Source organism: Lentzea sp. NPDC102401 (assembly GCF_044765805.1).
Lineage (GTDB): Bacteria > Actinomycetota > Actinomycetes > Mycobacteriales > Pseudonocardiaceae > Lentzea > Lentzea sokolovensis.
Window position 1 is genome coordinate 145797 of sequence record NZ_JBIWKS010000004.1, and the last position, 25970, is coordinate 171766.

At 67.9% G+C, this 25970-nt stretch carries 25 protein-coding genes; 10 read left to right on the top strand and 15 right to left on the bottom strand.

The window, feature by feature from the left end; all coding sequences use genetic code 11:
* Positions 1-52: 52 nt before the first annotated feature.
* Positions 53-655, bottom strand: coding sequence for a TetR/AcrR family transcriptional regulator (locus ACIRG5_RS15740; RefSeq protein ID WP_402905185.1), 603 nt, complete (start codon positions 653-655; stop codon positions 53-55).
* A 63-nt stretch (positions 656-718) separates the two neighbouring features.
* Between ACIRG5_RS15740 and ACIRG5_RS15745 the strand changes: the two genes are divergently transcribed.
* A complete protein-coding gene (locus ACIRG5_RS15745; protein ID WP_402905187.1) occupies positions 719-1165 on the top strand; it encodes a DUF1453 domain-containing protein in 447 nt (148 codons plus the stop codon).
* A complete protein-coding gene (locus tag ACIRG5_RS15750) occupies positions 1152-2366 on the top strand; it encodes an aminotransferase class V-fold PLP-dependent enzyme (RefSeq protein ID WP_402905189.1) in 1215 nt (404 codons plus the stop codon). The genes ACIRG5_RS15745 and ACIRG5_RS15750 overlap by 14 nt, the downstream gene beginning before the upstream one ends.
* On the opposite strand, the gene ACIRG5_RS15755 is transcribed toward ACIRG5_RS15750, so the two are convergent.
* The 4 genes from ACIRG5_RS15755 to polA all read right to left on the bottom strand — a co-directional run bounded on the left by ACIRG5_RS15755 (position 2350) and on the right by polA (position 8444).
* Positions 2350-3414: an Hsp70 family protein gene (locus tag ACIRG5_RS15755; protein ID WP_402905191.1), complete on the bottom strand. Its 1065-nt coding sequence runs from the start codon at positions 3412-3414 to the stop codon at positions 2350-2352. The two genes, ACIRG5_RS15750 and ACIRG5_RS15755, sit on opposite strands and share 17 nt — an antisense overlap.
* Before the next feature lie 191 nt (positions 3415-3605).
* The gene (locus tag ACIRG5_RS15760; RefSeq protein WP_402905193.1) at positions 3606-4235 is read right to left on the bottom strand and encodes a SecDF P1 head subdomain-containing protein; all 630 of its coding nucleotides are present in this window, start codon (positions 4233-4235) and stop codon (positions 3606-3608) included.
* A 41-nt stretch (positions 4236-4276) separates the two neighbouring features.
* The gene (locus tag ACIRG5_RS15765) at positions 4277-5434 is read right to left on the bottom strand and encodes a glycosyltransferase (RefSeq protein WP_402905195.1); all 1158 of its coding nucleotides are present in this window, start codon (positions 5432-5434) and stop codon (positions 4277-4279) included.
* Between the two features lie 337 nt (positions 5435-5771).
* Positions 5772-8444, bottom strand: coding sequence for a DNA polymerase I (polA, locus tag ACIRG5_RS15770; protein ID WP_402905197.1), 2673 nt, complete (start codon positions 8442-8444; stop codon positions 5772-5774).
* 106 nt (positions 8445-8550) lie between these two features.
* Here polA and ACIRG5_RS15775 point away from each other — a divergent pair, with 106 nt between their 5' ends.
* Together ACIRG5_RS15775 and ACIRG5_RS15780 are read left to right on the top strand one after the other, a co-directional pair.
* Entirely contained in the window at positions 8551-8910 is a 360-nt protein-coding gene (locus ACIRG5_RS15775) for a hotdog fold thioesterase (RefSeq protein ID WP_090067725.1), read from the top strand.
* A gap of 76 nt (positions 8911-8986) precedes the next feature.
* Positions 8987-10159 carry a lipase family protein gene (locus tag ACIRG5_RS15780; protein ID WP_402905199.1) on the top strand — a complete coding sequence of 391 codons (1173 nt, stop codon included), beginning with the start codon at positions 8987-8989 and terminating at the stop codon, positions 10157-10159.
* Positions 10160-10212: 53 nt separating this feature from the next.
* Here ACIRG5_RS15780 and ACIRG5_RS15785 read toward each other — a convergent pair whose 3' ends face one another.
* The 5 genes from ACIRG5_RS15785 to ACIRG5_RS15805 form a co-directional block, all read right to left on the bottom strand.
* On the bottom strand, positions 10213-10929 hold the full coding sequence (locus ACIRG5_RS15785) for an ABC transporter ATP-binding protein (RefSeq protein ID WP_093596901.1): 717 nt from the start codon (positions 10927-10929) through the stop codon (positions 10213-10215).
* Positions 10926-11747, bottom strand: a complete 822-nt coding sequence (locus tag ACIRG5_RS15790) for an ABC transporter ATP-binding protein (protein WP_402905201.1) — start codon at positions 11745-11747, stop codon at positions 10926-10928. Before ACIRG5_RS15790 ends, ACIRG5_RS15785 begins: the two co-directional genes overlap by 4 nt.
* Complete coding sequence (locus ACIRG5_RS15795; protein ID WP_402905203.1) at positions 11744-13456, bottom strand: branched-chain amino acid ABC transporter permease; 1713 nt, start codon at positions 13454-13456, stop codon at positions 11744-11746. Before ACIRG5_RS15795 ends, ACIRG5_RS15790 begins: the two co-directional genes overlap by 4 nt.
* Positions 13453-14367 (bottom strand): branched-chain amino acid ABC transporter permease, encoded by a 915-nt coding sequence (locus ACIRG5_RS15800; RefSeq protein WP_402905205.1) that lies wholly within the window; start codon positions 14365-14367, stop codon positions 13453-13455. The genes ACIRG5_RS15795 and ACIRG5_RS15800 overlap by 4 nt, the downstream gene beginning before the upstream one ends.
* A gap of 77 nt (positions 14368-14444) precedes the next feature.
* Positions 14445-15671 carry a branched-chain amino acid ABC transporter substrate-binding protein gene (locus ACIRG5_RS15805; RefSeq protein WP_402905207.1) on the bottom strand — a complete coding sequence of 409 codons (1227 nt, stop codon included), beginning with the start codon at positions 15669-15671 and terminating at the stop codon, positions 14445-14447.
* A 225-nt stretch (positions 15672-15896) separates the two neighbouring features.
* Between ACIRG5_RS15805 and ACIRG5_RS15810 the strand changes: the two genes are divergently transcribed.
* Positions 15897-17528 (top strand): hypothetical protein, encoded by a 1632-nt coding sequence (locus ACIRG5_RS15810; RefSeq protein ID WP_402905209.1) that lies wholly within the window; start codon positions 15897-15899, stop codon positions 17526-17528.
* A 49-nt stretch (positions 17529-17577) separates the two neighbouring features.
* On the opposite strand, the gene ACIRG5_RS15815 is transcribed toward ACIRG5_RS15810, so the two are convergent.
* From ACIRG5_RS15815 to ACIRG5_RS15830, 4 genes are all read right to left on the bottom strand, one after another.
* The gene (locus ACIRG5_RS15815) at positions 17578-18189 is read right to left on the bottom strand and encodes an ANTAR domain-containing response regulator (protein ID WP_402905211.1); all 612 of its coding nucleotides are present in this window, start codon (positions 18187-18189) and stop codon (positions 17578-17580) included.
* Positions 18190-18231: 42 nt separating this feature from the next.
* Complete coding sequence (locus ACIRG5_RS15820; RefSeq protein WP_402905213.1) at positions 18232-19053, bottom strand: hypothetical protein; 822 nt, start codon at positions 19051-19053, stop codon at positions 18232-18234.
* A 203-nt stretch (positions 19054-19256) separates the two neighbouring features.
* Positions 19257-19799, bottom strand: coding sequence for a hypothetical protein (locus tag ACIRG5_RS15825; RefSeq protein WP_402905215.1), 543 nt, complete (start codon positions 19797-19799; stop codon positions 19257-19259).
* Between the two features lie 56 nt (positions 19800-19855).
* Positions 19856-20212, bottom strand: a complete 357-nt coding sequence (locus ACIRG5_RS15830; RefSeq protein WP_402906166.1) for a PLDc N-terminal domain-containing protein — start codon at positions 20210-20212, stop codon at positions 19856-19858.
* Between the two features lie 484 nt (positions 20213-20696).
* On the opposite strand from ACIRG5_RS15830, the gene ACIRG5_RS15835 reads away from it, so the two are divergent.
* The 5 genes from ACIRG5_RS15835 (at position 20697) to ACIRG5_RS15855 (ending at position 25302) form a co-directional block, all read left to right on the top strand.
* The gene (locus ACIRG5_RS15835; protein ID WP_402905217.1) at positions 20697-22283 is read left to right on the top strand and encodes a thiamine pyrophosphate-binding protein; all 1587 of its coding nucleotides are present in this window, start codon (positions 20697-20699) and stop codon (positions 22281-22283) included.
* 29 nt (positions 22284-22312) lie between these two features.
* Positions 22313-23692, top strand: a complete 1380-nt coding sequence (locus ACIRG5_RS15840) for an ArnT family glycosyltransferase (RefSeq protein ID WP_402905219.1) — start codon at positions 22313-22315, stop codon at positions 23690-23692.
* Positions 23693-23802: 110 nt separating this feature from the next.
* Complete coding sequence (locus ACIRG5_RS15845) at positions 23803-24636, top strand: helix-turn-helix domain-containing protein (RefSeq protein WP_402905221.1); 834 nt, start codon at positions 23803-23805, stop codon at positions 24634-24636.
* Positions 24637-24649: 13 nt separating this feature from the next.
* Complete coding sequence (locus ACIRG5_RS15850) at positions 24650-24820, top strand: DUF397 domain-containing protein (RefSeq protein WP_402905223.1); 171 nt, start codon at positions 24650-24652, stop codon at positions 24818-24820.
* Positions 24817-25302, top strand: a complete 486-nt coding sequence (locus ACIRG5_RS15855) for a DinB family protein (RefSeq protein ID WP_402905225.1) — start codon at positions 24817-24819, stop codon at positions 25300-25302. The genes ACIRG5_RS15850 and ACIRG5_RS15855 overlap by 4 nt, the downstream gene beginning before the upstream one ends.
* Before the next feature lie 4 nt (positions 25303-25306).
* Here ACIRG5_RS15855 and ACIRG5_RS15860 read toward each other — a convergent pair whose 3' ends face one another.
* Positions 25307-25960 carry a hypothetical protein gene (locus ACIRG5_RS15860; protein WP_402905227.1) on the bottom strand — a complete coding sequence of 218 codons (654 nt, stop codon included), beginning with the start codon at positions 25958-25960 and terminating at the stop codon, positions 25307-25309.
* Between the last annotated feature and the right edge of the window lie 10 nt (positions 25961-25970).

The following is a 25970-nucleotide window of genomic DNA, read 5'->3' on the forward strand; positions in this document are numbered from 1 at the left end:
AGGAGACTGCCTCATTTCAGTTGATCGCGACACGTTTCCGCGACGCCAAGTGTCAGCGCAGCGAGTCCAGGTGCCTGCGCAACAGAGACACGGTGAGGTCCGGCGTCATCCGGTCCGGATGCAGCACCCCGTCGACGGTGAGGCCGTTGAGCAGCGACGCCAGCCGTTCGGACTCCAGGGCGACGTCGAGCGTGGCCGCGACGGTCCCCGCCTCGGTCATCACCGTCAGCGCGCGGCGGCAGAGCATGCGCAGGCCGTCGTAGAGCCGTTCGGCGTGCGGCACGAGCGACGGGCGGGTGCGGGACGCGGTGACGAAGGCCAGCCACAGCACGGCCTCGTCACGCCTGCGTTCGTCGAGCGGGAGCACCTCGGAGAGCACGCGTTCGGCCGGGCGACGCGGGTCGCTTCGATCTTCGAGCGACTGCACGTGGGCCATGACGCGCTGGTCTGTCGAGTGGATGAGGGCCTCGACGGCAAAGATGATCATGTCGTCGTGGCTGTCGAAGTAGTGGCGGATCGAGCCGATCGCGAGCCCTGCCTCCACCGCCACGTTGCGCAGCGAGGCCTGTTCGACGCCGTCGCGCACGACCACGCGGAACACCGCCTCGGCGACGGCTTGGCGGCGGGCGACGGGATCGACGACTCTCGGTGACACCTCCCTTTTGTAGCATGACCCTGCTAGTTTAAGTAGCAGAGTCATGCTACTTAGGGGGACGCAATGACATATCCGCTGATCGCGGCCGGTGTGCTGTACGTGCTCGTGCGCCGGTTCATGGGGGAACCGCTCAACGCGAGGGACCTGCTGGCGCCGCCCGCGTTCCTGCTGTTCTTCGGCGTCCGCGCGGTCGACGAGTTCCATCTGATCTACCTGCTCCCGCTCGCCGCCGGGTTCGCGTTCGGGGCGTTCAGGGGCATGACGATCAAGTTGTTCGAGCGCGACGGCCACCTGTGGCAGCGGTACACACCGTGGACGTTGCTCGTGTGGGTGACGTCGATCGGCGCGAGTTTCGGCTTCGCGTTGCTGCTCGACCATCACGCGCCGACGCAGTTGTCCATCGGCGTGAGCATGCTCGGCGAGCTGTGCACCGTGGGAGCCAAGGCGTTGAACACCGGGCTGCCGTTCGCGCCGGAGAAGCTGTCCAATGGACGGCATGGATCGTCGTGACTTCCTCGTGGGGGCCGGGCTGCTCGCCGTCGCACCGACCGCGTCGTCGGCCGCGCGGGGAGCGGACTGGGGCGCCGTCCGCCGCGAGTTCCGGCTGGACCCCGGCCTGACCAACCTCGGGTTGTTCTACCTCGCGTCGAACCCGCGCGAGGTGCGGGACGCGGTCGAGGAGTTCAAGGTCCGGCTCGACGCCAACTCGCACGACCTGATGCCCGACCAGGCACAACAGGTCGCCATCGCGCTCGGGCAGTACGTCGGCGGCGCTGCGGACGACATCGCGTTCGCGCCCAACACGACCATCGGACTCTCGATCGTCTACGGCGGCCTGAAACTGCGCGCCGACCAGGAGTTGCTGCTGGGCGACCAGGACCACGCGTGGCACCAGCAGGCCGCCAGGCTCGCGGCGTCACGAGTGGGTGCGAAGGTCAGGATCGGCACGCTCTACGAGAACCCGGCGAAGGCCACCGAGGACGAGATCGCTGTGCGGCTGCGGAACTCGATCACGCCGCAGACCCGTGCCGTCGGCATCACGTGGGTGCAGTCGAGCACGGGCCTGCGGATGCCCGTGCGGGCGTGCGCTTCCGTCGTCGCTGAGGCCAACAAGGGGCGCGCACCGCAAGACCGCTGCCTTCTCATCGTTGATGGCGTGCACGGACTGGCGGCGGTCGACGACGACGCGGCGCGCATGGGTGCGGACGTGTTCGTCGCCGGCACGCACAAGTGGCTGTTCGGACCACGCGGCACCGGCATGGTGTGGGTGAACCCCGAGGTGAGCGGCGAGATCGTGCCGCTGCTGCCGAACCTGAGCGACCGCAGCCAGACGGCGGCGCTCGGGCCCGGCGGCTTCCACGCGTTCGAGCACTACTTCGCGGTGCAGGCAGCCGTGCGGTTCCACCAACGCCTCGGCCGCGACCGGGTGGCGTCCCGGATCACCGAACTGGCCGGCCGTTTCAAGGACGGGCTCGCCGAGATCCCCGGCGTCGTCGTCCACACGCCGCGCGACCCGGCGACGTCCGCGGGCATGGTGTGCTTCGACGTGCCAGGCCACACCGGCCCCGAGGTCGTGGAACTGCTGGGGCGCAAGCAGATCCAGATCACCACGGCGTCCTACCGCATCCCGTACGCGCGGGTCGGCACGTCGATCCTCAACACCCCGGAGGAGATCGACCGGACGTTGCGCGAGATCAGCGCACTGGCTTGACGAGCCGGGGCAGCTCGGCCGTCCCGGGCGCTTCGAGCTGCACGCTGGTGTTCTCCATCTTCACCTGAGGCTGGTTCATCGCGTCGTGCGCGAACCACCCACCACCGAGAACGAGCACGAGCAACCCGGCCGCGATGAACGGCGTGGTCAGAACCCGCTGCTTCGGCTCTTCCTCCACACGAGGCTTCGGCACCTCGACGGTGGCCTGCTCCGCGGGTTCGGGCTCCAACTGCCTGGCTTCGAGGTACGCACCCGTCGCAGCCGCGCCGTCCGGTGCCCTCAACACCGGGATGTGCAAGCGCTGCGCGATCTCCTTGACCACCAACGGAATCCGCGACGACCCGCCCACCAGCAGCACGACGTCGGGCAGGCACAACCCGGCGCTGCCCGCCACCCGTTCCAGCGCGTCGACCGCCAGCTCGACCGACGGCCGGATGATCGCCTCGAACTCCAACCGGCTCAGCCTGACCTCGCGCACCTCCCCGTTCGTTGCGACACAAGGAATCCGCACCTCCGGGTAGCTGCCGAGCAACTCCTTGGCCTCGACACAGCTCCGCACGAGCTCACGGCTGTGCGCACCGATCTTCGCGATCACGTGCTCCGCGACCAGTTCGTCCAGGTGGAAGCCACCGACCTCGACCCGTTCCGGCACCCCGGCCAGCAACAACACACCTTGCTTGCGCAACACCGTGATGTCACACCCGGTGGCACCGAAGTCGAACACCGCCACCGTGCTGTGCTCGGGCATCTGCGCGTCAGCGTCGAACGCGATGGCGGCAGCATGCGGCGCCGGCACGAACAACACGTCCGCACGCCCCGCCTCGATCAGGTCATGACGCAACTGCTCAAGACGCTCGTGCGGCCAGCACAGCGGATGCGTCATGGCGACGCGGCTCGGCGACTCCCCGTACCGATGCGCGAGATCGTCGAGAACGTTCGCGATCTCCATGGCCGTCGCCTGCTGACGCCGGCCGTTGGTCGTGACGCCGCTGCCGGTCGCGACGGTGATGCCTGCGGATCCGAGATCGAGCCCAACCTGGTACGACATTGCGGGTCACCCCTCACTGCGGACACCCACAACACGTACGTCTCAGTTGGGCCGGTTCACTTCTTCTCACCGCCGGTGCTCGGCGCCGCAGACGCACACCCACTCCGGCCGGAGCCGCCGACGCGGCGCAGGTCATGCGATCATGTTCGGCGATCCTGACGTGGGCGGGCTCGTCTCGTCGTAGTCCTGGATCATCGGCCGACGAGTTGCCTCGCGAGCTGATCGGCCTCGTCCGCGGTGAACCGGCCGGTGATCTGCGTGGTGCCACCGGTGATCGGCGACTGGATGCTGGGTGCGCTGAGCACCCGCCCGTTGATCAGGATCGCGATCTGGTTCCCCACGTTGGCGGTCGTGAAGTCGCTCCAGGTCCGTGCGCCCTCTGCGTCGAACTCGACCGTCACCACGTGATCGGTGCCGTACTCGCTGGGACTGGCCTTGGCCTTGCCGACGCGGTCACCGTCGAGGAAGACCGGACCGAGGTCGTACTTGAACTCGCCTGCGTCGCAGGTCACCAGCGGGGCGGCCGCGTCGTCGTGGCCGGCCAGCGGGTCGGGGGCGCCGCAGTCCAACGTGCCGAGCGCCTGCTCTCGAGTGGTGGCGTCCGTGCTCTGCCGGGTCGCTCGCGCCGCCTTGACGGCCGGGTCGTCTGCCTCGTTCTGCGGCGCCGGGTGGCCGGACGACGGCTTGGACGACGGCGCGACGCTCTCCACCTTGCGGAATGTCAGCTTGCCCATGAGCCACGCCTCCCTGGCGGGTGTGTCCGGCTCGGTGGCCGTGCAGGCGGCGACGGCGAGGAGCAGCACCACGGCAAGGATCTTCATGCCGTTGACTTACCACGCGGCCACCGCCCGCAGCAGGCGAATCAGAGCGCCATCAGCCGTTCCGCCGCGACTCTCGCACCGTCCGTGCGGACCTGCACGGCGACTTTCGCGGCCTGGTCGGAGAGCTGGAGTGTCTCGGCCAGGACCTCTGCCGTCACGGCGCTCGTCGAACGGCCGATGTTCAGCCGTTCGACCTGGCTGCCCCAGTAGTACTGGTCGTACATGTGTGGCAGCACGATCTGCGGCCTGCCTGCCGCGGCGGCTGTCGTCGTGGTGCCGGCGCCGCCGTGGTGCACGATCGCGGCCATGCGGCGGAACAGCGCCTGCTGGTTCACCTCGCCGATCGCGATGCAGTCCGGGGCGTCGTCGGTGAGCTTCAGGTCTGCCCAGCCTCGTTGCAGGACAACGCGTTTGCCCAGCTCGCGGGCGGCGTCGACGGCGTCGTTCGCCGCGTCCCGGCCGCCGCGCATGCTGCCCAGTCCGAAGTAGATCGGTGGTTCGCCGTCGTCCAGGAACGCTGCGAGTTCCGGGCTGAGCGGGCGTTGGTCGTCGGTCAGCCAGGCGCCGGTCTGGACGAGGTCACCGGGACCTGGCCACGGGCCGAGCACCGGATCCGCGGCAAGCCACGGGGCGTCGCCGAAGATGTGGTCGCGGACGTCGTCGATCGGGTCGAGGCCGAGTTCGGCGCGCTCAGCGTTGAGGGTGTCGCGCGAGAACGTGAAGTAATGACGTTGCCGGTCCCATTGCGCGAGGTTTTCCTCGGGCGTTCCGTTCACTGGAACGCGGCCCAGCAACGCGGGCGGCGCGTGGTGCGGCGACGGCAGCGTGTTCGCGCAGAAGCTCGCGTACACGTAATGCGCGCCGATGCTTTCCGCCACGGAACGCGTCGCGTGCTGCAACGCCCCGCCTGCCACCAGTACGTCGGCTTGGCCGACCGCCTGCGTGACGACGCGGAACTGTTCCCTGACCGACTCCTCGGCCAGTCTGCGCAGCTCGTCGGGTGTGGTCTTGATGGCGGTGGCGTCGCGCAGGTTCGGGCCGACCGGCGTGAAGTCGATCCCGTTGCCGGTGACGAGTTCCTCGAAGTCCGGCGGCGCCACGACCCTGACGTCGTTGCCCAGTTCCTTGAGTCGCACGGCCAGTGCGGTGACCGGCTGCGCCTCTCCTCGTGACCCGATCGTCGACACGAGAAATCGCATGGTGAAACACCTCAATCCCCTGTTCAGGCCACGAATTGTGCGGGCGGCCCTGGGTCTTGCGGCAAGTCCCCCGCTGCGTTATAAGTTCCAATGGGGGAAATGATTCTCGGCTTTGCACGACACAGCCCGCCCGAGCACTCGGCTCGGACGGGCTGATTCGCGTTGCGGGCCCTAGTGCGGTGACCACGAACCTTCACCGGGTCTTCCGGCGCTCAGCAGGGCGCCTCGCGGCGCCGTCCCCGCGCCACCGTACGTCCAGTACTCGGGACGCGGGGACGGCACCGCGATGCACCCGTCTGACCGGCGAAATACCGGGTAAAGGTTAGTGGCCACCGCACTAGTGGGCCGCGTCGTCCCAGGAGCGCCCCACGCCGACCGAGACCTCCAGCGGCACCAGGAGCTGGTAGGCGTTGCCCATCTGGTCGCGCACGAGGGCCTCGACGGCCTCGCGCTCGCCCTCCGCGACTTCCAGCACCAGTTCGTCGTGGACCTGCAGGAGCATCCGGGACCGCAGATCGGACGACTCCAGCGCGCGGTAGACGCCGAGCATGGCCACCTTGATGATGTCCGCGGCGCTGCCCTGGATCGGGGCGTTGAGCGCCATCCGCTCGGCCATCTCGCGGCGCTGGCGGTTGTCCGACGTGAGGTCCGGCAGGTAGCGGCGGCGGCCGAGAACGGTCTCGGTGTAGCCGTCCTTGCCTGCCTTCTTCACGATCTCGTTGAGGTAGTCGCGCACGCCGCCGAAGCGGGCGAAGTACGCCTCCATCTGCTCGCGGGCCTCTTCGGTGGGGATGCGGAGCTGCTGCGACAGACCGAACACCGACAGGCCGTACGCGAGGCCGTACGACATCGCCTTGATGCGGCGGCGCATCTCGCCCGTCACCTCGGCGGTGGGGATCGAGAACGCCTGCGAGGCCACGTAGGTGTGCAGGTCCTCGCCGCTGTTGAACGCCGCGATCAGGCCCTCGTCGCCGGACAGCGTGGCCATGATCCGCATCTCGATCTGGCTGTAGTCCGCGGTCATCAGCTCCGCGTAGCCCTCGCCCACGACGAACGCCTGCCGGATGCGGCGGCCCTCGTCCGTGCGGATCGGGATGTTCTGCAGGTTCGGGTCCGTCGAGGACAGCCGGCCCGTGGCGGCGATCGTCTGGTGGAACGTCGTGTGAATCCGGCCGTCGTCGGCCACCGACTTCAGCAGGCCGTCCACAGTGGACTTCAGCCGCGTGACGTCGCGGTGCGAGAGCAGGTGCTGCAGGAACGGGTGCTCGGTCTGTTCGAACAGGTTCTGCAGCGCGTCCGCGTCCGTGGTGTAGCCGGTCTTGGTCTTCTTCGTCTTCGGCATGTTCAGCTCGTCGAAGAGGACCGTCTGCAGCTGCTTCGGGCTGCCGAGGTTGATCTCCTTGCCGATCACCGAGTACGCGTCCTGCGCCGCCTGCTTCACGCCGGCCGCGAAGTGCGCCTCCAGTTCCGAGAGGTGGTCGACGTCGATCGCGATGCCGACGGCCTCGACCTCGTCGAGCACGTTCATCAGCGGCAGTTCGAGGTTCGCGAGCAGGTCGGTGCCGCCGATGGTCACCAGTTCCTCGTCGAGGCGGTCGGCGAGCTCGGCGACCGCACGCGCCCGCAGGATCGTGCTGGTGGCGACCTTCTGCGCTTCCTCGGACTCGTCGGACAGCAGCGACAGCTGACCGTCACCCGACTCCTCGGCCCGCAGCTCGCGCTTGAGGTAGCGCAGCGCCAGGTCGTCCAGGGCGAACGACCGCTGGCCGGGACGCACCAGGTAGGCGGCCAGCGCCGTGTCGGAAGACAGGCCGCGCAACTTCCAGCCGCGGGCGCGCACGCGACGCAGCGGCAGCTTCAGGTCGTGGCCCGCCTTGGACACCGACTCGTCGGCCAGCCACGCGGCGAGCGCCTGCTCGTCGGCCTCGTTCAGCTCCGTGACGTCGACGTACCCGCCCTCACCGGTGGCGGTGCACAGCGCGACGCCCTCCAGGTCGGTCGTGATGCGCAACGCGACGCCGACCCGCGTCTTGCGCGCGTTCGCGTCGAGCCACTTCTTGAGCGTGCCCGCGGGGATCGCGCCGCCGGAGACCTCGAAACCCTCCTCGGCCTCGGGCTCCGCGGTCGTCAGCGTCTGGAACAGACGGTCGCGCAGGACGCGGAACTCCAGCTCGTCGAACAGGCGGTGCACGGCGTCGCGGTCCCACTGCTGCACCTCGAGCCCGTCGATCGCGTACGGCAGCTCGACGTCCTTGATCAGCTCGGTGAGCTGGCGGTTCATGATGATGTTCGCCAGGTTGCCGCGCAGCGCCTCGCCGACCTTGCCGGGCACCTCGTCGATGCGGTCGACGAGCTCGTTGAGGCCGCCGAACTGGTTGAGCAGCTTGATGATCGTCTTCGGGCCGACGCCGGGGGTGTTCGGCAGGTTGTCCGAGGAGTCGCCGCGCACCGCCGCGTAGTCCGCGTACTGCTCGGGACGCACGCCGTGCTTCTCCTCGACGTACGCCGGGGTGAAGCGGCCCATCTCCGAGACGCCCTTGACCGGGTACAGCACCGTGACCTTGTCGTTGACCAGCTGGAACGCGTCGCGGTCGCCGGTGACGATCTCCACCTCGACGCCCTGCGCCACGGCCTGCGTGGTCAGCGTGGCGATGATGTCGTCCGCCTCGTAGTTCTCCTTCTCCATGGTCGGGATGGCCAGCGTGGCCAGCACGTCCTTGATCAGGGAGACCTGGCTGCGGAACTCGTCCGGCGTCTTGGAGCGACCGGCCTTGTACTCGGGGTACTGCTCGGAGCGGAACGTCTTGCGCGACACGTCGAACGCCACCGCGACGTGCGTCGGCTTCTCGTCCCGCAGGATGTTGATCAACATGGACGTGAACCCGTACACGGCGTTCGTGACCTGGCCCGTCTTCGTCACGAAGTTCTCGGCGGGCAGGGCGTAGAACGCTCGGTAGGCCATCGAGTGACCGTCGATGAGCAGGAGCCGCTTCACGTCTGAGGTAGTCACGGTCCCGAGTCTAGGGTGGGGGTCTGACAGTTTTGCTTGAGCCCTTGGAGCCTGCGTGACCCCCGACCTGCCTATCGAGTTCGCCGACGAGCAGTTGCATGTTCGGATGGGCATCGAAATCACCCAATGGGATGTTCAGGAAATGATCGGCACGATGCCGGTCAAGGGCAACCGCCAGCCGTTCGGCCTGCTGCACGGCGGCGCGAACGCGGTGCTCGCCGAACAGCTGGGGTCCGTCGCGTCCGCGATGCACGCCTCCCAGTTCAACTGCATCGCCGTCGGGCTCGAGCTGTCCTGCACCCATCATCGAGCGGCGCGCGAGGGCACCGTCACCGGCGTGGCTCGCCCGATCCACCTCGGTCGCAGCACGACGACGTACGAGATCGTGGTGACCGACGAGGAGGGCAAGCGCACCTGCACCGCCCGCCTCACGTGCCTCATCCGCCCGAAGCCTCCCGGCGCCTGAACACTGGGGTAAACCACACCCTCGTTGTGCGGTTTGCCCCAGTGTGCGACCAAGATCAGCCCGACATCGTTGGGCCATGACCTTCACGACTCGACTCACAGCGGCAGTCCTGTGCGGCGCGCTGGTCGCGGCCTCGGTCCCGGCCACCGCGTCGGCCCAGACGGCCCGCGGCGAGCTCCTCGACGTCGTCCCGGTGTCCACGATGGACACCAACCAGCTGGTCACTTACCTGGGGGACCACGACCTGGACGCCTCGCGCGTCCGCTTCGCCGTGGACGCGAAGCGAATCACCTACCGCACCATCGACGCCTTCGGGAAACCGACGACGGCGAGCGCCCTGATCGCCTTACCGCGCAACGGGAACCGAACACCCCGCCAGGCCACCTGGCTGCACGGCACCACCGGCTACCGAGGCTCGGTGGCGTCGGTGGCGGACGGCAACGACCGGGCCGCGGCCCTGCTCTTCGCCTCCGCCGGCTACCTGACCACCGCTCCGGACTACCTGGGTCTGGGCACCGGCCCCGGCTACCACCCGTACGTGGACGCCCCGTCCACCGTCACGGCGTCGGTCGACGCCTTGCGCGCGGCCCGTGAGTACGCCGCGTCGAAGGGCTTACGCCCGGACTCGCGCGTGATGATCACCGGCCACTCGCAGGGCGGCCACGCCGCCATGGCGCTGGGCCAGGCTCTGCAGTCGGGCGCCGACCGCCGTCTGAAGGTGGGCGCACTCGCTCCCATCGGCGGCCCGTTCAAACCGAGCCTGCTGGTGGCCAAGGCGACGAACGACGAGATCTCCAACGGCGTCGCGTACATGGCGTACTGGACGGTGGCGTGGAACCGCCTCCACCACCTCTACGACGACCCGGCCGAGGCCTTCCGCGACCCGTCGATCGAGTCCCTGTTCGACGGCGACCACCGCAACGAGGACATCTTCCCGCACCTCCCGGCCACCATGCGGGAGCTCCTGACCGAGACCTACTTCGACCGTGTGAAGCACCCCGAGGGCATCCTGCGTGCCAAGCTCCACGAGGCGGACGGCTACTGCGACTGGCGCCCCACGGTCCCGGTGACGATCTACTCGTCCGCCGGGGACAGGGACACGCTCCTGGAAACCTCGGCGTACTGCGACCAACGCCTGAAAAAGCACCACGCCCGCAGCACGCTGATCGACCTGGGCGCGGACGTGAACCACGGCAGGGCGGCCAAACTCGCCCTGCCCCGCATCCTGGCCGACTTCGACGGCAGCTGAAACGAAAGCGGGGCGGAGGAAAGTCCTCCGCCCCGCTCCCACAACCGAGAACCTCAGTGAGCCTCACCCAGGTACGCGTCGCGCACCCGCTGGTCGGCCAGGAGCGAGTGCCCCGGACCGTCCAAGGTGGTCCTGCCGAGGTCGATCACGTACCCGTGGTCCGACAACGCCAGCGCCGCCAGGGCGTTCTGCTCCACCAGAAGGATGGTGGTGCCCAGCGACTGGAGCTCCTTGATGGTGTCGAAGATCTTCTGCGTCATGATCGGCGAGAGACCCATCGAGGGCTCGTCGAGCATCAGCAGGCGGGGCTTCGACATCATGGCGCGGCCGATGGCCAGCATCTGCTGCTCACCACCGGAGAAGAGCCCGGCCTTGTTGTGGCGGCGCTCCCCCAGCACGGGGAAGAGGTCGTACACGCGCTGCATGTCGGCCTCGACGCCGTCGTCCTTGCGGACGTAGGCGCCGAGCTGCAGGTTCTCCTCCACGGTCATCCGCGGGAAGAGCCGGCGGCCCTCGGGGCAGTGCGCGATGCCCTCACCGAGGATCGCGTGCGCCGGGTCGTTGTGGATCGGCTTGCCCTGGAACAGGATCTCGCCGGACGCCGGACGCAGCAGACCCGAGATGGTGCGCAGGGTCGTGGTCTTGCCCGCACCGTTCGAGCCGATCAGCGACACGATCTGGCCGGCCTCGACGGTGAACGAGATGTCGCGGACGGCCTCGATGGCGCCGTAGGCGACCGAGAGGTTGCGGACTTCGAGCAGCGCGGTCATGCCTGCTCCTCCTCAGCAGAAGCAGCGGCGGCCTCGACTTCGTGCGCGACTTCCTCCGGCGGCTTGCCGAGGTAGGCCTCGACGACCCGCGGGTCCGCCCGCACGACCTCGGGGCTGCCCTCGACGAGCAGTTCGCCCTGCACGAGCACGGAGACCGAGTCGCACAGCCCGAAGATGAACTTGATGTCGTGCTCGATGACGACGACGGACACACCCGTCTCGCGGATGCGGAAGATCAGCTGCTGCGTCGCTTCCGTCTCCTGCGGGTTCATACCCGCGGTGGGCTCGTCCAGCAGCAGCACCGCCGGGTCCGTCGCCAACGCGCGCGCGATCTCCAGACGGCGCTGGTCGCCGTACGGGAGGTTGCGCGAGAGCTCGTCGTCGACGTTGTTCAGGCCGACGAACGCGAGCAGCTCCCGCGACCGCTCCCGTGCCGCCCTCTCGCCACGCTGGTAGGCGGGGCCGTGGAACAGCGAGGCCAGCGGGCCCTGCTTCATCCGGACGTGGCGGCCCACCATGACGTTCTCCAGCACGGACATGCTGGGGAACAGGCGGATGTTCTGGAACGTGCGGGCCACGCCCGCGTCCGTCACCTTCGCCGGGTCGCCGGGCAGGACGTTGCCCTTGAGCAGCACCTCGCCCGTGGTCGGCGTGTAGAGACCGGTCAGGCAGTTGAAGAACGTGGTCTTCCCCGCGCCGTTCGGACCGATCAGGCCGACGATCTTGCCTTCTTCGAGCGTCAGAGTGACGCCCTTCAACGCCTTGAGGCCACCGAAGACCATCGAGACGTCACGCGCTTCCAGTACAGGCGTGCTCATGCCTTCTTCGCCTCCACATGCGCCTCTTCGGCGTTCTCATCAGCGCGCTCGATCATCTCAGCGCGCCTGTGCGCATCGGGGATCAGGCCGACCGGCCGGAACCGCATGATCAGGATCAGCGCGAGGCCGAAGATCATGAGGCGGTAGTCCTCGAAGTCACGGAGCTTCTCGGGCAGCACGAACAGCAGCGCGGCACCGAGGACGGCGCCGGGGATCGAGCCCATGCCGCCGAGGATGACCGCCGCGAGCAGCGTGACCGACTCGAGGAACTTGAACGACTCGTAGGACACGGTGCCGTTCTTGTGCGCGAACACCGCGCCCGCGAGACCCGCGAGCATGGCACCGATGAGGAACGCGAGGATCTTCATCTTGCCGGTGCGGATGCCCATCGCGCGGGCGGCGTCCTCGTCCTCGCGGATCGCGATCCAGGCACGGCCGATGCGGCTGAACTTGAGGTTCGCGAACACCGCCATCGTCGCCGCGACGAGCAGCACGATGAGGACGTAGTAGAGGACACCGGCGGGAAGCTTCACGGCGCCGATCGAGATCGACTTGTTGAACTCCGCGCCGAACAGCGACAGCGCCGGAACACCGGGGATCGCGTTGGAGCCGTTGGTGATGCCACCGATGTCGTTCTGCGCGGAGCGGGTGAAGATCTCACCGAACGCCAGCGTCACGATCGCGAGGTAGTCACCGCGGACCCGCAGCGTCGGCGAACCGACGATGGCGCCGAAGATGCCGGCCACGACGGCCGCGATGACCGCGGCGATCGGGAACGGCAGCGTGATGCCGAAGTGCGCGGTCGCGGCACCGGAGAAGTTCGCTGCCACCAGGGCACCGATGCCCATGAACGCCACGTACCCGAGGTCGAGCAGACCCGCGAGACCGACGACGATGTTCAGGCCGATCGCGGTGGCGGCGTAGATGCCGATGTTCGCCGCGACCGTCATCCAGTACTCGTTGCCCGCCTCGGTGAACGGCAGCAACAGCGCGCACGCCGCCAGCACGATCACGCTGAACACGCGGTGCTGTTCGGACAGCGCCGAGAGCCAGCGCACGAAACCGACGCCGCTCAGCGCGCCGAGCACACCGGCGGCGAACCCGAGGAACGACAGGAAGATCGCGCCCGCGTACGGGTTGGCGGAACCGACGCCACCGGTGGTCAGCATCGCGGCGACGGCGTAGAGCACCGCACCGAACGACACGAGCAGCACCAGGTACGCGACCGGGGTGGAGACCTTGAACCTCCACTCGCCCACCGGCCCGATGCCGATGCCGTAGCCCGCGAGGATCGCCAGCACACCGGCGACCAGGCCTACGACCGCACCGAACGCGGTGGCACCGTCGAGAGCCGTGATGGCACCGAGGCCACCGCCCTTGACCGTGATGTACGCGGCGTTGACGAACGAGACGAGGGCGAGGCCCCAGCCGAGCGCCCGGACGACGCGGCCCTTGGACGGGGTCGGCGCGAACGCCGCGACCAGGATGAGGACGCCCAGCAGCAGGACGTGCCAGCGGAACCCGGTGACCAGGAACGGCGCGTCGAAGAACTGCAGCGTCGCCTTGTCGGGCCAGTTGCCGTCGTTGAGGCTGAACGTGACCCACGGCAGCAACGCCGCGACGATGCCGAGAACACCACCGGCGGCCGCGAACGGCTTGCCGAGGGGTGCGAGCGCGGAACGCTTCGCAGAAGTGTCGACCGTACTCATGCGCGCACCCTTTCCGGCTCACCGAACAGACCCTGCGGGCGGAAGACGAGCACGAGGATCAGCACGACGAAGATCCACACGTAGTCGTACTGGGTGCCGCCCGGCATGTACTGACCGGCAACGGTCTTGATCAGACCGATGATGAACGCGCCGATGACCGCGCCGCGGATGCTGCCGACGCCGCCCAGGACGGCCGCCGTGAAGGCGAAGATGCCGTTCTGGAAGCCCATGTCGATGTTGATGTTGTTCAGGTAGCCGCCGAACATGATGCCGGCGACACCGGCGAGCACGGCGCCGATGATGAACGTCAGCACGATCACGCGGTCGGGGTTGACGCCCATGAGCTTCGCGGTGTCGGGGTCCTGCGCGGTCGCACGCATCGCGCGGCCCATGCGCGAGCGGTTGATGTAGGTCTGCAGGATGATCGCGAGACCGACCGAGAGCACGACGAGCAGCACACCGGTCCACGAGATGTTGACCGAGCCGATCGAGAGGTTGCCCTCGGGGAAGACCTTGGGGTACGGCAGGTTGGACTTCGCGTTCGGGTAGAAGACGCGCACGGCCTCCTGCAGGAACACGGACACGCCGAGCGCTGTGATGAGCGGAGCCAGCCGAGGCGCGTTGCGCAGGGGCCGGTAGGCGAACCGTTCCATGATCACGGCCACGACGACCGCCACCACGATGCCGCCGACGAACATGAGCGGCAGTGCCACGGCAGGCGACTTCTTGAGGTCGTCAGGAAGAAGCGTGAACGTGGCGAGGCCTCCGTACGAGGCCACCATGAAAACCTCGCCGTGGGCGAAGTTGATCAGCTGGATGATGCCGTACACCATCGTGTACCCCAGGGCGATCAGGGCGATCAACGCACCCTGAATGACCCCGTTGGCCAGCTGTTGAAGCAGGACTGACACGACTACCTCCGTAAACAACGGGGGCGAGCAAACAACGCCCGCCCCCGCCGTGGCTTCAATCAGTGATTAGGTAGTCGTCAGCCGGTGAAGGTGCCGGTCTGAACGTCCTTCCACTTCGCCGAGGTGACCTGGTACACGGTCAGCACCTTGTTCGTGCTGTCGCCGTACTGGTCGAACTTGACCTCACCGGTGGCACCGGAGCCGGCGTAGGCACCGACGTTGGTCAGCATGGCGTCACGCTTCGACTCGTCCCAGGCAGCGCCGTCGACGGTCTTGGCGAGGGCACCGATGATCGCGTTCGCGGCGTCGTAGGAGAACGCACCGTAGGCGGCGTAGTCCTCCTTGCCGAACTTCGCCTTGTACGCGTCGACGAAGGCCTTGGCCGTGGCCAGGGACTCGGTCGGGGCACCGACGGAGGTGGCGAGGTCGCCCTCCTTGCCGCCGAGCTCGATGTACTTGCCGTCGAAGATGCCGTCGCCGCCCATGAGCGGAACGTCGAGACCGGCGTCCTTCATCTGCTTGGACAGCGGGCCGGCGACCGGGTACTCACCGCCGTAGTAGACGGCCTCCGGGCCGAGGGCCTTGATCTTGGCGATGACGCCGGAGAAGTCGGTGTCCTTCTCGCCGACCTTCTCGGAGCCGACGATCGTGCCGCCCTTCTTGCTGACCTGCTTGGACAGCTCGGCGGCCAGGCCCTCACCGTAGGTCTTGCCGTCGGTGACGATGGCGATCTTCTTCTTGCCGGCCTTCTCGACGAGGTAGTTGGCCGCGTACGGCCCCTGCAGGTCGTCGGTGGTGCAGACGCGGAAGTAGTTGTCGAACTGCCGCTTCGGGGCCGTCAGGAAGTCGTTACCCCTGGTCAGCGACGGGTTCGTGTTGGCGGGCGACACCTGGGGGATCTTCTTGTCCCGCAGGATCGGCTGCACGGTCTGGGCCACAGACGAGTTCAGCGTGCCGACGACACCGACAACGTTCGGGTCGGTCGACAGCTTCGTGGCGGCCTGGGCACCCTTGGCGGGGTTGGCCTCGTCGTCCTGGGCGGACACGGTCAGCTTGTAGCCCTTGACCGTGCACTTCTTGTTCGCCTCGTCCACGGCGAGCTCGGCGGACTGCTTGATGCCGACGCCGAGAGCGGACAGGTTCCCGGACAACGGGGCGACAACACCGACGGTCAGAGTGCCCTTCGACGTGTCGCAGCTGCCCCCGGTGGTGCCGCCGCCCTCGGTCTTGTTCGAGCCACAGGCTGCAAGAACAAGCAGCGAGGCGCCGACGATCGCTGCGGACTTCACAGAGTGCTTACGCACGTGATGTCCCTCCTATATCCCTGCTCCCGGCTACGCGAGATCTCCGCGCACCGCTCCATCACCCTCTCCTGAGGGATGGCCGGAACCTAGGCGATGACTGTGACCGCAGTCATCAAAGCCAATGGGCTCGTGACCATAACGCAACGCGGCGTTATGTTTCACTTAAGCAATGTCACAGACGGTAACCTTCGTTCACTCTTTGGACGGCTGCCATAACGTGGACGTATGACTCCGCGTCGTCGAGTGATCACCGCGGTGGGCGCTGTCGCGATCATCGTCGCGGCGGTGCTGGTTCTGCGCGAGTCCGATGATGCCCTGAAGAAGCCCAGTTCAGAGGCCGTTCGCTTAACTAAGTACACAGCGGATTTCGTCAGGGTTTCGGCGACGCCACCTCCGCCCGGCCCGCCGTCCTCCGTATGGAGCAGCGACGGACGAGTCCAATGGGCACCTGTGCCGGGTGCGGCCGGGTACGAGGTCCTCGGAAAACTCGTCGCGTCGCCCGAGATCACGGGCTCCGGACGGCCGGACGTGCGCGCGGTGGACGCCTTCGGTCAGCGATCTTCGCCGGTCAGGGCCGAGGAGCGGCCGAGTGACGACGGCTGGCGGCGGGCGGTCGGCGGCTGGCTGGACGACTTCGACGACACGTTCCTCGACCGCCGCTACCACCTGAGCGGCCGGCGCGGGTGTGTGAACCCCGGCTCGGGCTCCGGCGGCCGCCTGGTGATCGACATGCCGTGTGGAAACGACACGGCCGTGCTGCGCTCACGGGCGCCACTGCTGTTGAAGGGATCGGCTGAACTGGGCCGCGTGGTCGTCGTGACGGACGCGGCAGGACCGCGCGGGAAACTCGTGGTCGATCTGGCGCCCGGAACGCCTGATCGACTCGGACCCATACCTCCCGCTGATGCGGTTCACGTGGTGGTGGACGACTCCGTGGCTCCCGGAACGCGCGGTGCGGGCGTTCTGCATCGATTCGAAGTAGTGCTGACAGATAACGGCGTGCGGGTCCTCCAGGACGGCACCGAGATCGCGACTTCACCCGTCGTGCCGCAGTGGCGAGAGGCGAGCGTGCTGATCGGCGTGACGCCTCCGATCAGCTATCCCGGACGCGTGGAAATCGACGCGATCGGCATCTCCGGCTCGCATGGCCCCGTGGACGAGGTGATCGAGACACCGCTCGTGGCGGGGACGCTGCGCGTGCTCGAACCCGAAGAGGAGGCACCGGGCATCGGCGTGGCGCGCGCACCGTTGCGTGGGGTCTCTTCGGCGCGCTTACGAGCAACGGTCCGGTTCGGCGACGGCGGCGACCCGAACGGCCTGGTCGCGCAGCTCGGGTCGGCGAAGGTGCCGCTGCGGCCGGCGGTGAACGGCTGGTCCGCGGCGGAGGACAGCGAGTTGACGCTGATCGGGAACGTGCCCGCAGAGCTCCTCACCACGGACGGGCCGGACGCGTTGACGCCGTTCGTGCTGCGGATGCCCGGCGCGTCGCAGGCCCAGGTGCTGGAGAGCTACCTGGAGGTGCCCGGCCGGTCTTCGGTGAAGCTGGAGAACGCACCGGACGAGCCACCGCCCGTTTTGCCCGTCATGACCGCTGAGATCAACGCTAAGGGCCCGAACGACGCGGCACTGGTGATCGCCCTCGACGCGGCCCACGCACGGTCAGTGGCGCCGATAGCGGGCTTCGAGGTGTACGTCGACACCTCTCTCGCGGCGACCGTGCCGATGCCCGGCGGCATAGGGGGCCGGCACGAACTGGAGATCTCGCTGAAAGGCAGCCACAACGTCGAAGTCCGCCTGCGTCCCGAGGATCCGGGACGGCAGACGGACTCGGTGTGGCTGGAGCTGCGCCGAACCTGACGAAGTGCTGTGGCCCGGCCCGTTGGCAGCAACCTGCCGGGCCACAGCACTAGCCGAAGTTCTCGATGACGGCCTCTGCGACGGCCTTCATCGTCGTGCGGCGGTCCATGGCGGTGCGCTGCACCCACCTGAACGCCTCCGGCTCGCTCAGACCCTGTTTGGTCATGAGAATGCCCTTGGCCCGTTCCACGACCTTGCGGGTCTCCAGGCGCTCGGTGAGCCCGGCGACTTCCTGCTCCAGTGCGGCCAGTTCACTGAACCGGCTCATCGCCAGCTCGATCGCGGGCACGAGGTCCCGCTTGGCGAACGGCTTGACCAGGTAGGCCATCGCACCGGCGTCACGGGCGCGCTCGACCAGATCGCGCTGGCTGAACGCGGTGAGGATCACGACCGGCGCGATCCTGTTGCCGGCGATGTGCTGCGCCGCCTCGATCCCGTCGACCTTGGGCATCTTGACGTCCAGGATGACCAGGTCCGGATTGAGCTCGGTCGCGAGCTTGATGGCCTCTTCACCATCTGCGGCCTCGCCCGCCACGTCGTAGCCCTCTTCGCGCAGCATCTCGACGAGGTCGAGACGGATCAGCGCCTCGTCTTCGGCGACGAGGACGCGAGGGGCCTTGCGCGTGGCTTCGGCTTGGGCCTCGGCAGCCTGCTGGGTCACCGGGGTCCTCCTGACGATCGTTCCTGCGGGCGAAAGCGCAGTCTACCGGCGGTCAGGTCGCTGATCGGGCTGACCAGCCGTGACGGCAGACACGAACTCATCAGGCCACGGATAGGTCCGCAGGCCTTCCTCGACGTCCTCGGACGGCGCGTCGATGCGGCGCGGCGTAATCTCGCGGGTGGTCCCGAAGTCCGGGTGGCCGAGCTTCTGCCTGATCTCGTCCTCGGACGGCCCACCGGCCCACTCGACGAACCAGGCTCCGCCCATCGGAAGTGCTCGCAACCAGCTCGCGTCATGCCACAGGTGTACCCGGCGCAGGAGAGCGCTCCCAGTGGCCGGTTCGGCGATCTCGTCGTCGTTGCCACCGCCGTCGGTGTACTCGACGCCGCGGTGCTCGTGCATCCAGCGCACGTAACGCATGCCGAGTTCCCACGCCTGCTCGTCGACCCCGGTCAGCACGACGCCGGCGTCCCCGGTGGTCAGCTCGGCCGACCGCCGGTACTGCCGGTGCTCGAGACCGGCGACGCCCATGCCGAACCCGCCCTCGGTGCGCGGCAGCAGTTCGAACAGCAGCGGGCCGAGAGCCCTGTCGCTCAGGTGCACCTTCAGAGGCTCCCCTGGTTCCACGGTCCGGAACGCGTGGGCGGGCCTGATGATGCTCGCGGGCGGCATCAACTGGAGCATGCTCGCGGCGGCACAACCCGCGACCAGCACCTTGGCTTCAAGCTGGCGCTGGGCCTCGCTGGCGGCCTCGGGCAACACGGAGTCACCGTCGCGGACGGCCGGGACCGCCTGGGACAGGTTCTCGCCCGTGTAGGTGCGCCGCAGATCGGCGAGCTGGTCCGTGGTGGACAGACGTGCCATGACAGCAGTCCTCGTTTCCGCCGCCCGGCTCGGCCGACAAGGACGCATGTGTCACGCGTCTACGTGGTCAGTTCGCTTCAGCGAGCAGGAGTTGCTGAACACTGCGGCGGAGAGTGCCGCTCACTGCCGGGGAGCGGCTCCAGCCTCACGTCTGCTCGGACGCCACGAACCACGTTACCGGACCGGCGCACCTGGTTTCCGCGCTAGTCGGCGCCCACGATCAGCTTGTACTTCACGTCGACGTCCCTGCCGTTCGCGGAGCCCCGGATCACCAGCTCGTGCTCACCGGAGGCGGGAGCGGCGATCCACGCGTACAGACCGCAGCCGACCGAGTTGATCCGGCCCGCCGACGTGCCGTACGGGTTGCCCGCGCGCGCTTCGTAGGTGAACGGCGTGGCGGACACCCTCGTCAGCGCCTGCGTCGAGCCGTCCATCAGCACCTCGCCCTGAGCGTTCTTCATGAACTTCTCGCAGCCCGCGACATCGGTCGCGAGGTTCACGACGGGCGCGAGCAGCGGCTTGGAGGCGGGGACGCGGCACTGCCGCTCGACCGGGCCCTCACCGAGCGACCCGGCGAGCAGCCAGACCTCGACGGGCTGGTCGCGCATGCAGTAGCGCCCGGAGGTGTCGGACACCGGGTTGCTGTTCGAGGGCTGGGAGGCCCAGGTCCACCAGCGCGCCTGGAAATCGGCGGGCGCCAGTTTGTCCGAAGTGGACGTTTGAGTTGCGGGGGGTTGTGCCGCCATTTGCGCGTTTCCGCCACAACCGGCGAGCAGAACAACCAAGAACAGCAGGACAATCCTCACTGGTTCTCGCGTCCCTTGCGTCGTTGTTCCTCCGCGCGCTCACGGCAGCGGCGCAGGAACTCCTGATCGTCGTCAGCATCGGTGGCCGCGAACCGTCCCGGCCGTTCGTACTCGGGAAAAGCAGAAGCATCGCGCTCGTAGGCCGCGAAACGCGCACGTCCGGCCCCCACCACCGGACGGCCCGCCACGAGCCACGCGATCGATCCCACCAACGGGAACAGCAAGACTAGAAGAAGCCACATCATCTTCGGCAGATTGCGAACCGAGCCTTCGTCGGTCGTGATCACGTCCACGACAGCGAAGATCGTCAGTCCTATCATCAGCACTCCGAACAGCCCACCGAAGTACAGCATCTCCACCCCCAGGTCGTGCGGTCGCCGCACATCGTGGCACAAGGGGCCACTCCCTGAACACAGTTCAACTGTCAATCAACCGGGGACCAATTCACGATGCCGTGAATCCTTCGAAACAAAAGCCGCGCGGAGGCAGGAAATGCCGTCCAGCGGCGGCCGGGCCGTACCAGACGGAACCTCGGGCGCAGCACGTCCCGTTCGGCCGTCAGGTCTACCTCGACTGTCGGCCGACCCGCGCAACCAAATCCTCCCGCGGGAGGAAAAGACGCGGCGACCACACCGAATTCGGTGCCCTGCCGCACCGGCCCGAATTGCGTTTCGCTCGATTCGAACGAGGTTTCGCGGACCGGAACGTTCACACCGTCCCAGGTGGACTGGACAACGTGACGGAACTCCGGATCGAGCCGTTCCGCGCCTGACCCTGAGCACCAGACCTGCTGCGCACCCGTTGTCCAGGCAGTAAGCGAGCCTTAGCGTCGGACGCATGCCCAAGGGTGCCGAGAGCTTGCTGACCGTCCTGGCCGCGCACGACGTCGAGGTGGTGTTCGGCCTGCCTGGTGTCCACAACCTCGCCATCTGGGAGGCACTGGGGAAGCACCCTGGCATCCGCATGATCGGTGTGCGCCACGAACAGACAGCGGTCTACGCGGCGGACGGTTACGCACGTGCCACGGGCAAGCTCGGCGTGGCGGTCGTGACCACCGGCCCCGGCGCGGCGAACACGCTGGGCGCCACCGGCGAGGCCTGGGCGTCGGGCAGCCCGGTGCTCGTGATCGCGACGGACATCCCGTCGACGCTCCGGCAGCCCGGCGTGTACCGCGGCGTGCTGCACGAGACGCGCGACCAGAAGGCCATGTTCACGCCGGTCACCAAGGCGTCGTTCGACGTGCCGTCCGCACCGGAGATCGCCGCCTACACCGACAGGGCCGTCCAGCAGGCCACCCAAAACCCGCACGGCCCGGTTTACCTGGGCGTCCCAACGGACTTCCTGTCCGCCGAGGTCCCGCACCACACCATCACGAAAGTCACGCCCGCTCACGCGTCGGCCGACCTCACCGAAGCCGAGAAGCTCATCGCCCGTTCCGAGCGGCCGTTGATCTGGGCAGGCGGCGGTGCGGCACGATCCGGCGCCGGACCCGCGATCGGCGCGTTGGCCGCCAAACTCCAAGCACCGATCATCACGACGTACGGCGCACGCGGCCTGACGGACAGCCCTCACGTCGTGCGCGGCCCAGTGCACGCACCGCCCGTTGGGAAGCTGTGGGACGACGCCGACCTCGTGATCGCGATCGGCACCGACTTCGACGGCATGATGACCCAGAACTGGTCGCAGCCGAAGCCGCGCGCCCTGCTGGCCGTCAACATCGACAAGGCAGAGGCCGGCAAGAACTACCCGGCGGACGTCACGATCGAAGGTGATGCGGCCACCGTCACCGCCGCACTCGTGGCCGAGGTGACCGCCAAACACGCCACCGTCGACGTCGACGCGGTCAACGCCGAGGTGCGCGCGCTGGCCGAGGCCGACTCCCCCGAAGCCATGAAACTGTTGCGGGCACTGGAAGGCACCGACGCCACGATCGTCGCCGACATGTGCATCCCCGGATACTGGATCGGCGGCTTCCACCACGTCACGAAGCCTCGCGGACTCGCCTACCCGGTCGGCTGGGGCACGCTCGGCTTCGGTTTCCCGGCGGCCATCGGCGCGGCCGTCGGCCACCGCACGATCGCGGTGGTCGGCGACGGCGGCTTCCTCTTCGCGTGCGGCGACCTCGCCACCCTCAAACAGGAAGGCCTGCCGCTCACCGTCGTGCTCGTGGACGACGGCGGCTACGGCATGCTCCGCTACGACCAGCAGATCGCGAACCACACCATCAGCGGCGTCGACCTGACCCGTCCGGACTTCGCCAAGCTCGCCGAGAGCTTCGGCATCCCCGCGGTCACCCTGAACGGCTTCGACGACCTCAGGTCCGCTCTGGACGAGGCTTCCGGCCCGTCCATGATCGTGGTCAACGCGAGCCTCAAACCACCGATCACCACCTCCCCGCGCTGGTACCGCAAAAACGCCACCTGATCAGGCACCCCCTGAGTACCTTCCCGTTCATGGGACGTGGGCTGGGGATCGTGCTCGCCGTGCAGGCGGTGGTGCTGACCGCGTTGTCGGGCCGTTACGGCTTCCACCGCGACGAGCTCTACTTCATCGCGGCGGGCAAACGCCCCGACTGGGGCTACGTCGACCAGCCCCTGATCACCCCGATCCTCGCCCGCCTGACGACGGCGGCGTTCGGCGAAACCCCGGTCGGCCTCCGCGTGGCAGCGACCCTCCTGGCCCTCGCCATCACGGTCGTGGTCGCGTTGATCGCCAAGGAACTGGGCGGCGGCTCCACGTTCGCGGCCGCAGCCTCGGCAACGTCGACGTTCGTCCTGGCCGTGGGCCACATGCTCTCCACCGCCACCGTCGACCTGCTGATCTGGACGCTCATCGGCTACTTCGCGATCAAGCTCCTGAAAACCGGCGACGGCCGCTGGTGGCTCGCCCTGGGCGCGACCGCCGGCGTGGGCCTGGCCAACAAGTGGTTGTTGCTCCTGCTGTTGGCAGCCATGGCGATCGCACTGCTGGCCGTCGGCCCGCGCACCGTCCTGCGCACCTGGTGGCTGGCCGCGGGCATCGCCGCGTGCGCCGTGATCGCGGCTCCAGTCGTGGCGTGGCAGGCGCTGCACGACTTCCCGTTGCTCACCGTCGCCCGCGGCATCAGCGAGGACGACGGCACCGAGAACCGGATCATGTTCGTCCCGATGCAGATCGTGATGCTGTCACCGCTCCTGGTCCCGGTGTGGCTGGTCGGCTTCCGAAACCTGTGGCGCGACAGGACCTTCCGCTCGATCGCCCTCGCCTACCCGATCCTCTGCGCGCTGTGCCTCGTCACCGGAGGCAAGCCCTATTACGCCGTCCCGCTACTTCTGGTGCTGATGGCGGCGGGCGCGCGCCAAGCGCAGGAATGGCTGTTGCGCCGCAGGGCGATCGGCAGTGTCCTGGTGGCCCTGAGCGTCATTCCCGCGTTGGTGGGTTCGCTGCCGATCCTGCCGCCCAGCGCACTGGGCCCGGTCATCGCCATCAACCCCGAACAAGGCGAACAGGTCGGCTGGCGCGAACTGGCCCTCACCGTCCAGGACGCGTGGTTCGAGAACGACCGCCCCGTCGTCATCACCCGCAACTACGGCCAGGCAGGCGCGATCGAGGCCTACACCGAGATCCACACCTATTCCGGCCACATGTCCTTCTACGACTGGGGACCGCCGCAGCCCACCAGCACCAAGGTCCTGCTGGTCGGCTTCAGCCAACCGCCGTTCGACGACTGCCAGGTCGTCGCCCAGCACCACAACCCCGTGGAGAACGAGGAAGACGGCACGGAGATAAAGCTGTGCACGGCCCCAACGGAACCATGGGAATCCTTCTGGCCGAAGCTGCGCCACTACTACTGAAACACCACTGACCACTTAGGACGTTGGACGAGTTCCAACACCGACCCCTCTTCGGCTGAATTCGGCCGAACCTGTTGGAAATAACCGATGTCTGGCCCTAGCTTCATTTCATGCCAAAGAGAGACTCCACGGTACGAGGGCGAGAGTTCGGCGCGGGCATACGCGCGGCCATCGAAAGCGCGGGCCTGACCGGACGCGGCGCCTCGCAACTCGCCGGCTGGGATCCCGCCAAGCTGTCCGACCTGATGAACGGCAAAGGCGGCATCAGCGAGCACGACCTCATCCGCCTGCTGGGCATCTGCCGAACCCCGCTGGAGGAGTCCGACCACCTGGTGACGATGTTCCGCGAGGCCGACCGTTCCGGCTGGCTCCAGGTCCACGGCGAAAGGCAACCGGTTCTGCCTCGCACGCTCAGCGAGCACGAAGCAGTCGCCACCGAAATCATCTGCTGGAGCATGAACCTGATCCCCGGACCGCTCCAGCTACCGGACTACTTCCGCGCGCTGATCGAGAGCAATCCGAACACACCGCAGACGGAGGCAGACGAACGCGTCGCAGCTCGGGCCGCTCGCCAACAGCAACTGTTCAGGCGCCGCTGCACCATGACGTTCTACATCCACGAGCAGGCTCTGCGCCTGCCCGTCGGCGGTTCCGAGGTCATGTCCGACCAGTTGCACCATCTGATGACCATGGGAGTCCGTTCGTACATCACCTATCGGGTCCTACCCACGTCGCTGGGGGCGCACGCGGGTCTGGCGGGATCGTTCACCCTCATGACGTTCGACAAGCTGGAACCGGTCGTGTTCATCGACGCCGAGAACCACGCCGTCTTCCTGGACGACAAGGACTCTGCCAAGGCGTACAAGACCATCGTGAGCTCCCTCGACCGAGCCGCGTTGGATGCGGAACAATCGAAGGAGTTGATCGAACGCATGACCTCATGAGGGGGCACGTCAGATGACCGAGTGGCGGAAGAGCACCTACAGCGTCAACGGCACGGACTGCGTGGAGGTCGGTCAAGGCGTCGGCGTGCGGGACAGCAAGGCTCCGGCCACCCACATCACGCTCGGACCTGATGCGTGGACCGCGTTCCTCGCGGCGACGAAGGCTGAGAAACTCGCCCGGTGACCCGAACCTGGCCCGAGAAGCTCGCCACCGACGAAGGCACGCTCGCCTGGGAGTTCCTGGACTTCCTCCGCAAGACCGCCGTGCTCAAGGTCGACGGCCTGACCCGCGACCAGGCGGCGGCAGCCCTGATCGCCACGTCCCCGAAGCTGACGGCGCTGGGCCTGCTCAAACACCTCACGGCCGTCGAGCGCTACTGGCTGTGCATCGCGGGCGCGGGCCTCGACCTGCCGTCGCTGTGGAAGGGCGACCCGGACCCGTCCTGGAACCTCGAGGACGACGACACCCCGGCGTCGCTCATCCAGGCCTACCGCGAGGAATGGGCGAACGCCGAGGCGCTGAAGAAGCTCGATCCCGACGCCACGGCGGCGGACGGCGAGCGCACCGTGCGATGGATCCTGGCCCACGTGGCACAGGAGACCGCGCGCCACGTGGGCCATCTGGACCTGCTCCGCGAACTCGCGGACGGCCAGACCGGCGAGTAGCCACCTACTCCGTCACCGGATCCCGCCCGGTGACGGCCCTGGCGGCCGCGACCCACCGAGGTGGCGGGTCGGCATCCGGCGAACCGACGCATTGCAACGCGAACGCCGTGACCACGCTGCCGTCGTCGAGCACGAACTCCACGCCGCGTGAACCCTGCCGTGCGCTCCTCACTGCCGAACGCAGGAACACCTTGCTCTCCCAAGGATTCGTGACGCGGACCCAGCTCTCGTCGAGCTCGAGCCGGGATCGGAACGCTGCCCACGCCGCGAACCCGAAGGCCACGTAGAACAGCACCACGACGACCAGTTCCACCACTGGCAGACCGTCGGTCCACTCGGGATTGAGCAACCGCGGCTGGAACACGAACAGCAGCCCCACCAGCGGCACGACAACGGCGACGATCCGAACCCACAGCCGGACGCGCCAGACCTGACGACCCACGCCGGGCGCCATGAGCGCTTCGGACCGTGAGCCGTCCGCGGGCTTCCGCCCGACCGAATCCTGGTTCGCCCAGTAGCGCAACAGAATCGGTCCGGCGAACATCACGACGAACACGGTCAGCGAACGTTCCGGCGCCGGGAGCGCCTCGTACGCCAGCGTGCAACCGATCACCAAGGCCGCGAAGACCAACAGTCGCAGCACCGTCATCTTCGGCAACAAGGGCTCC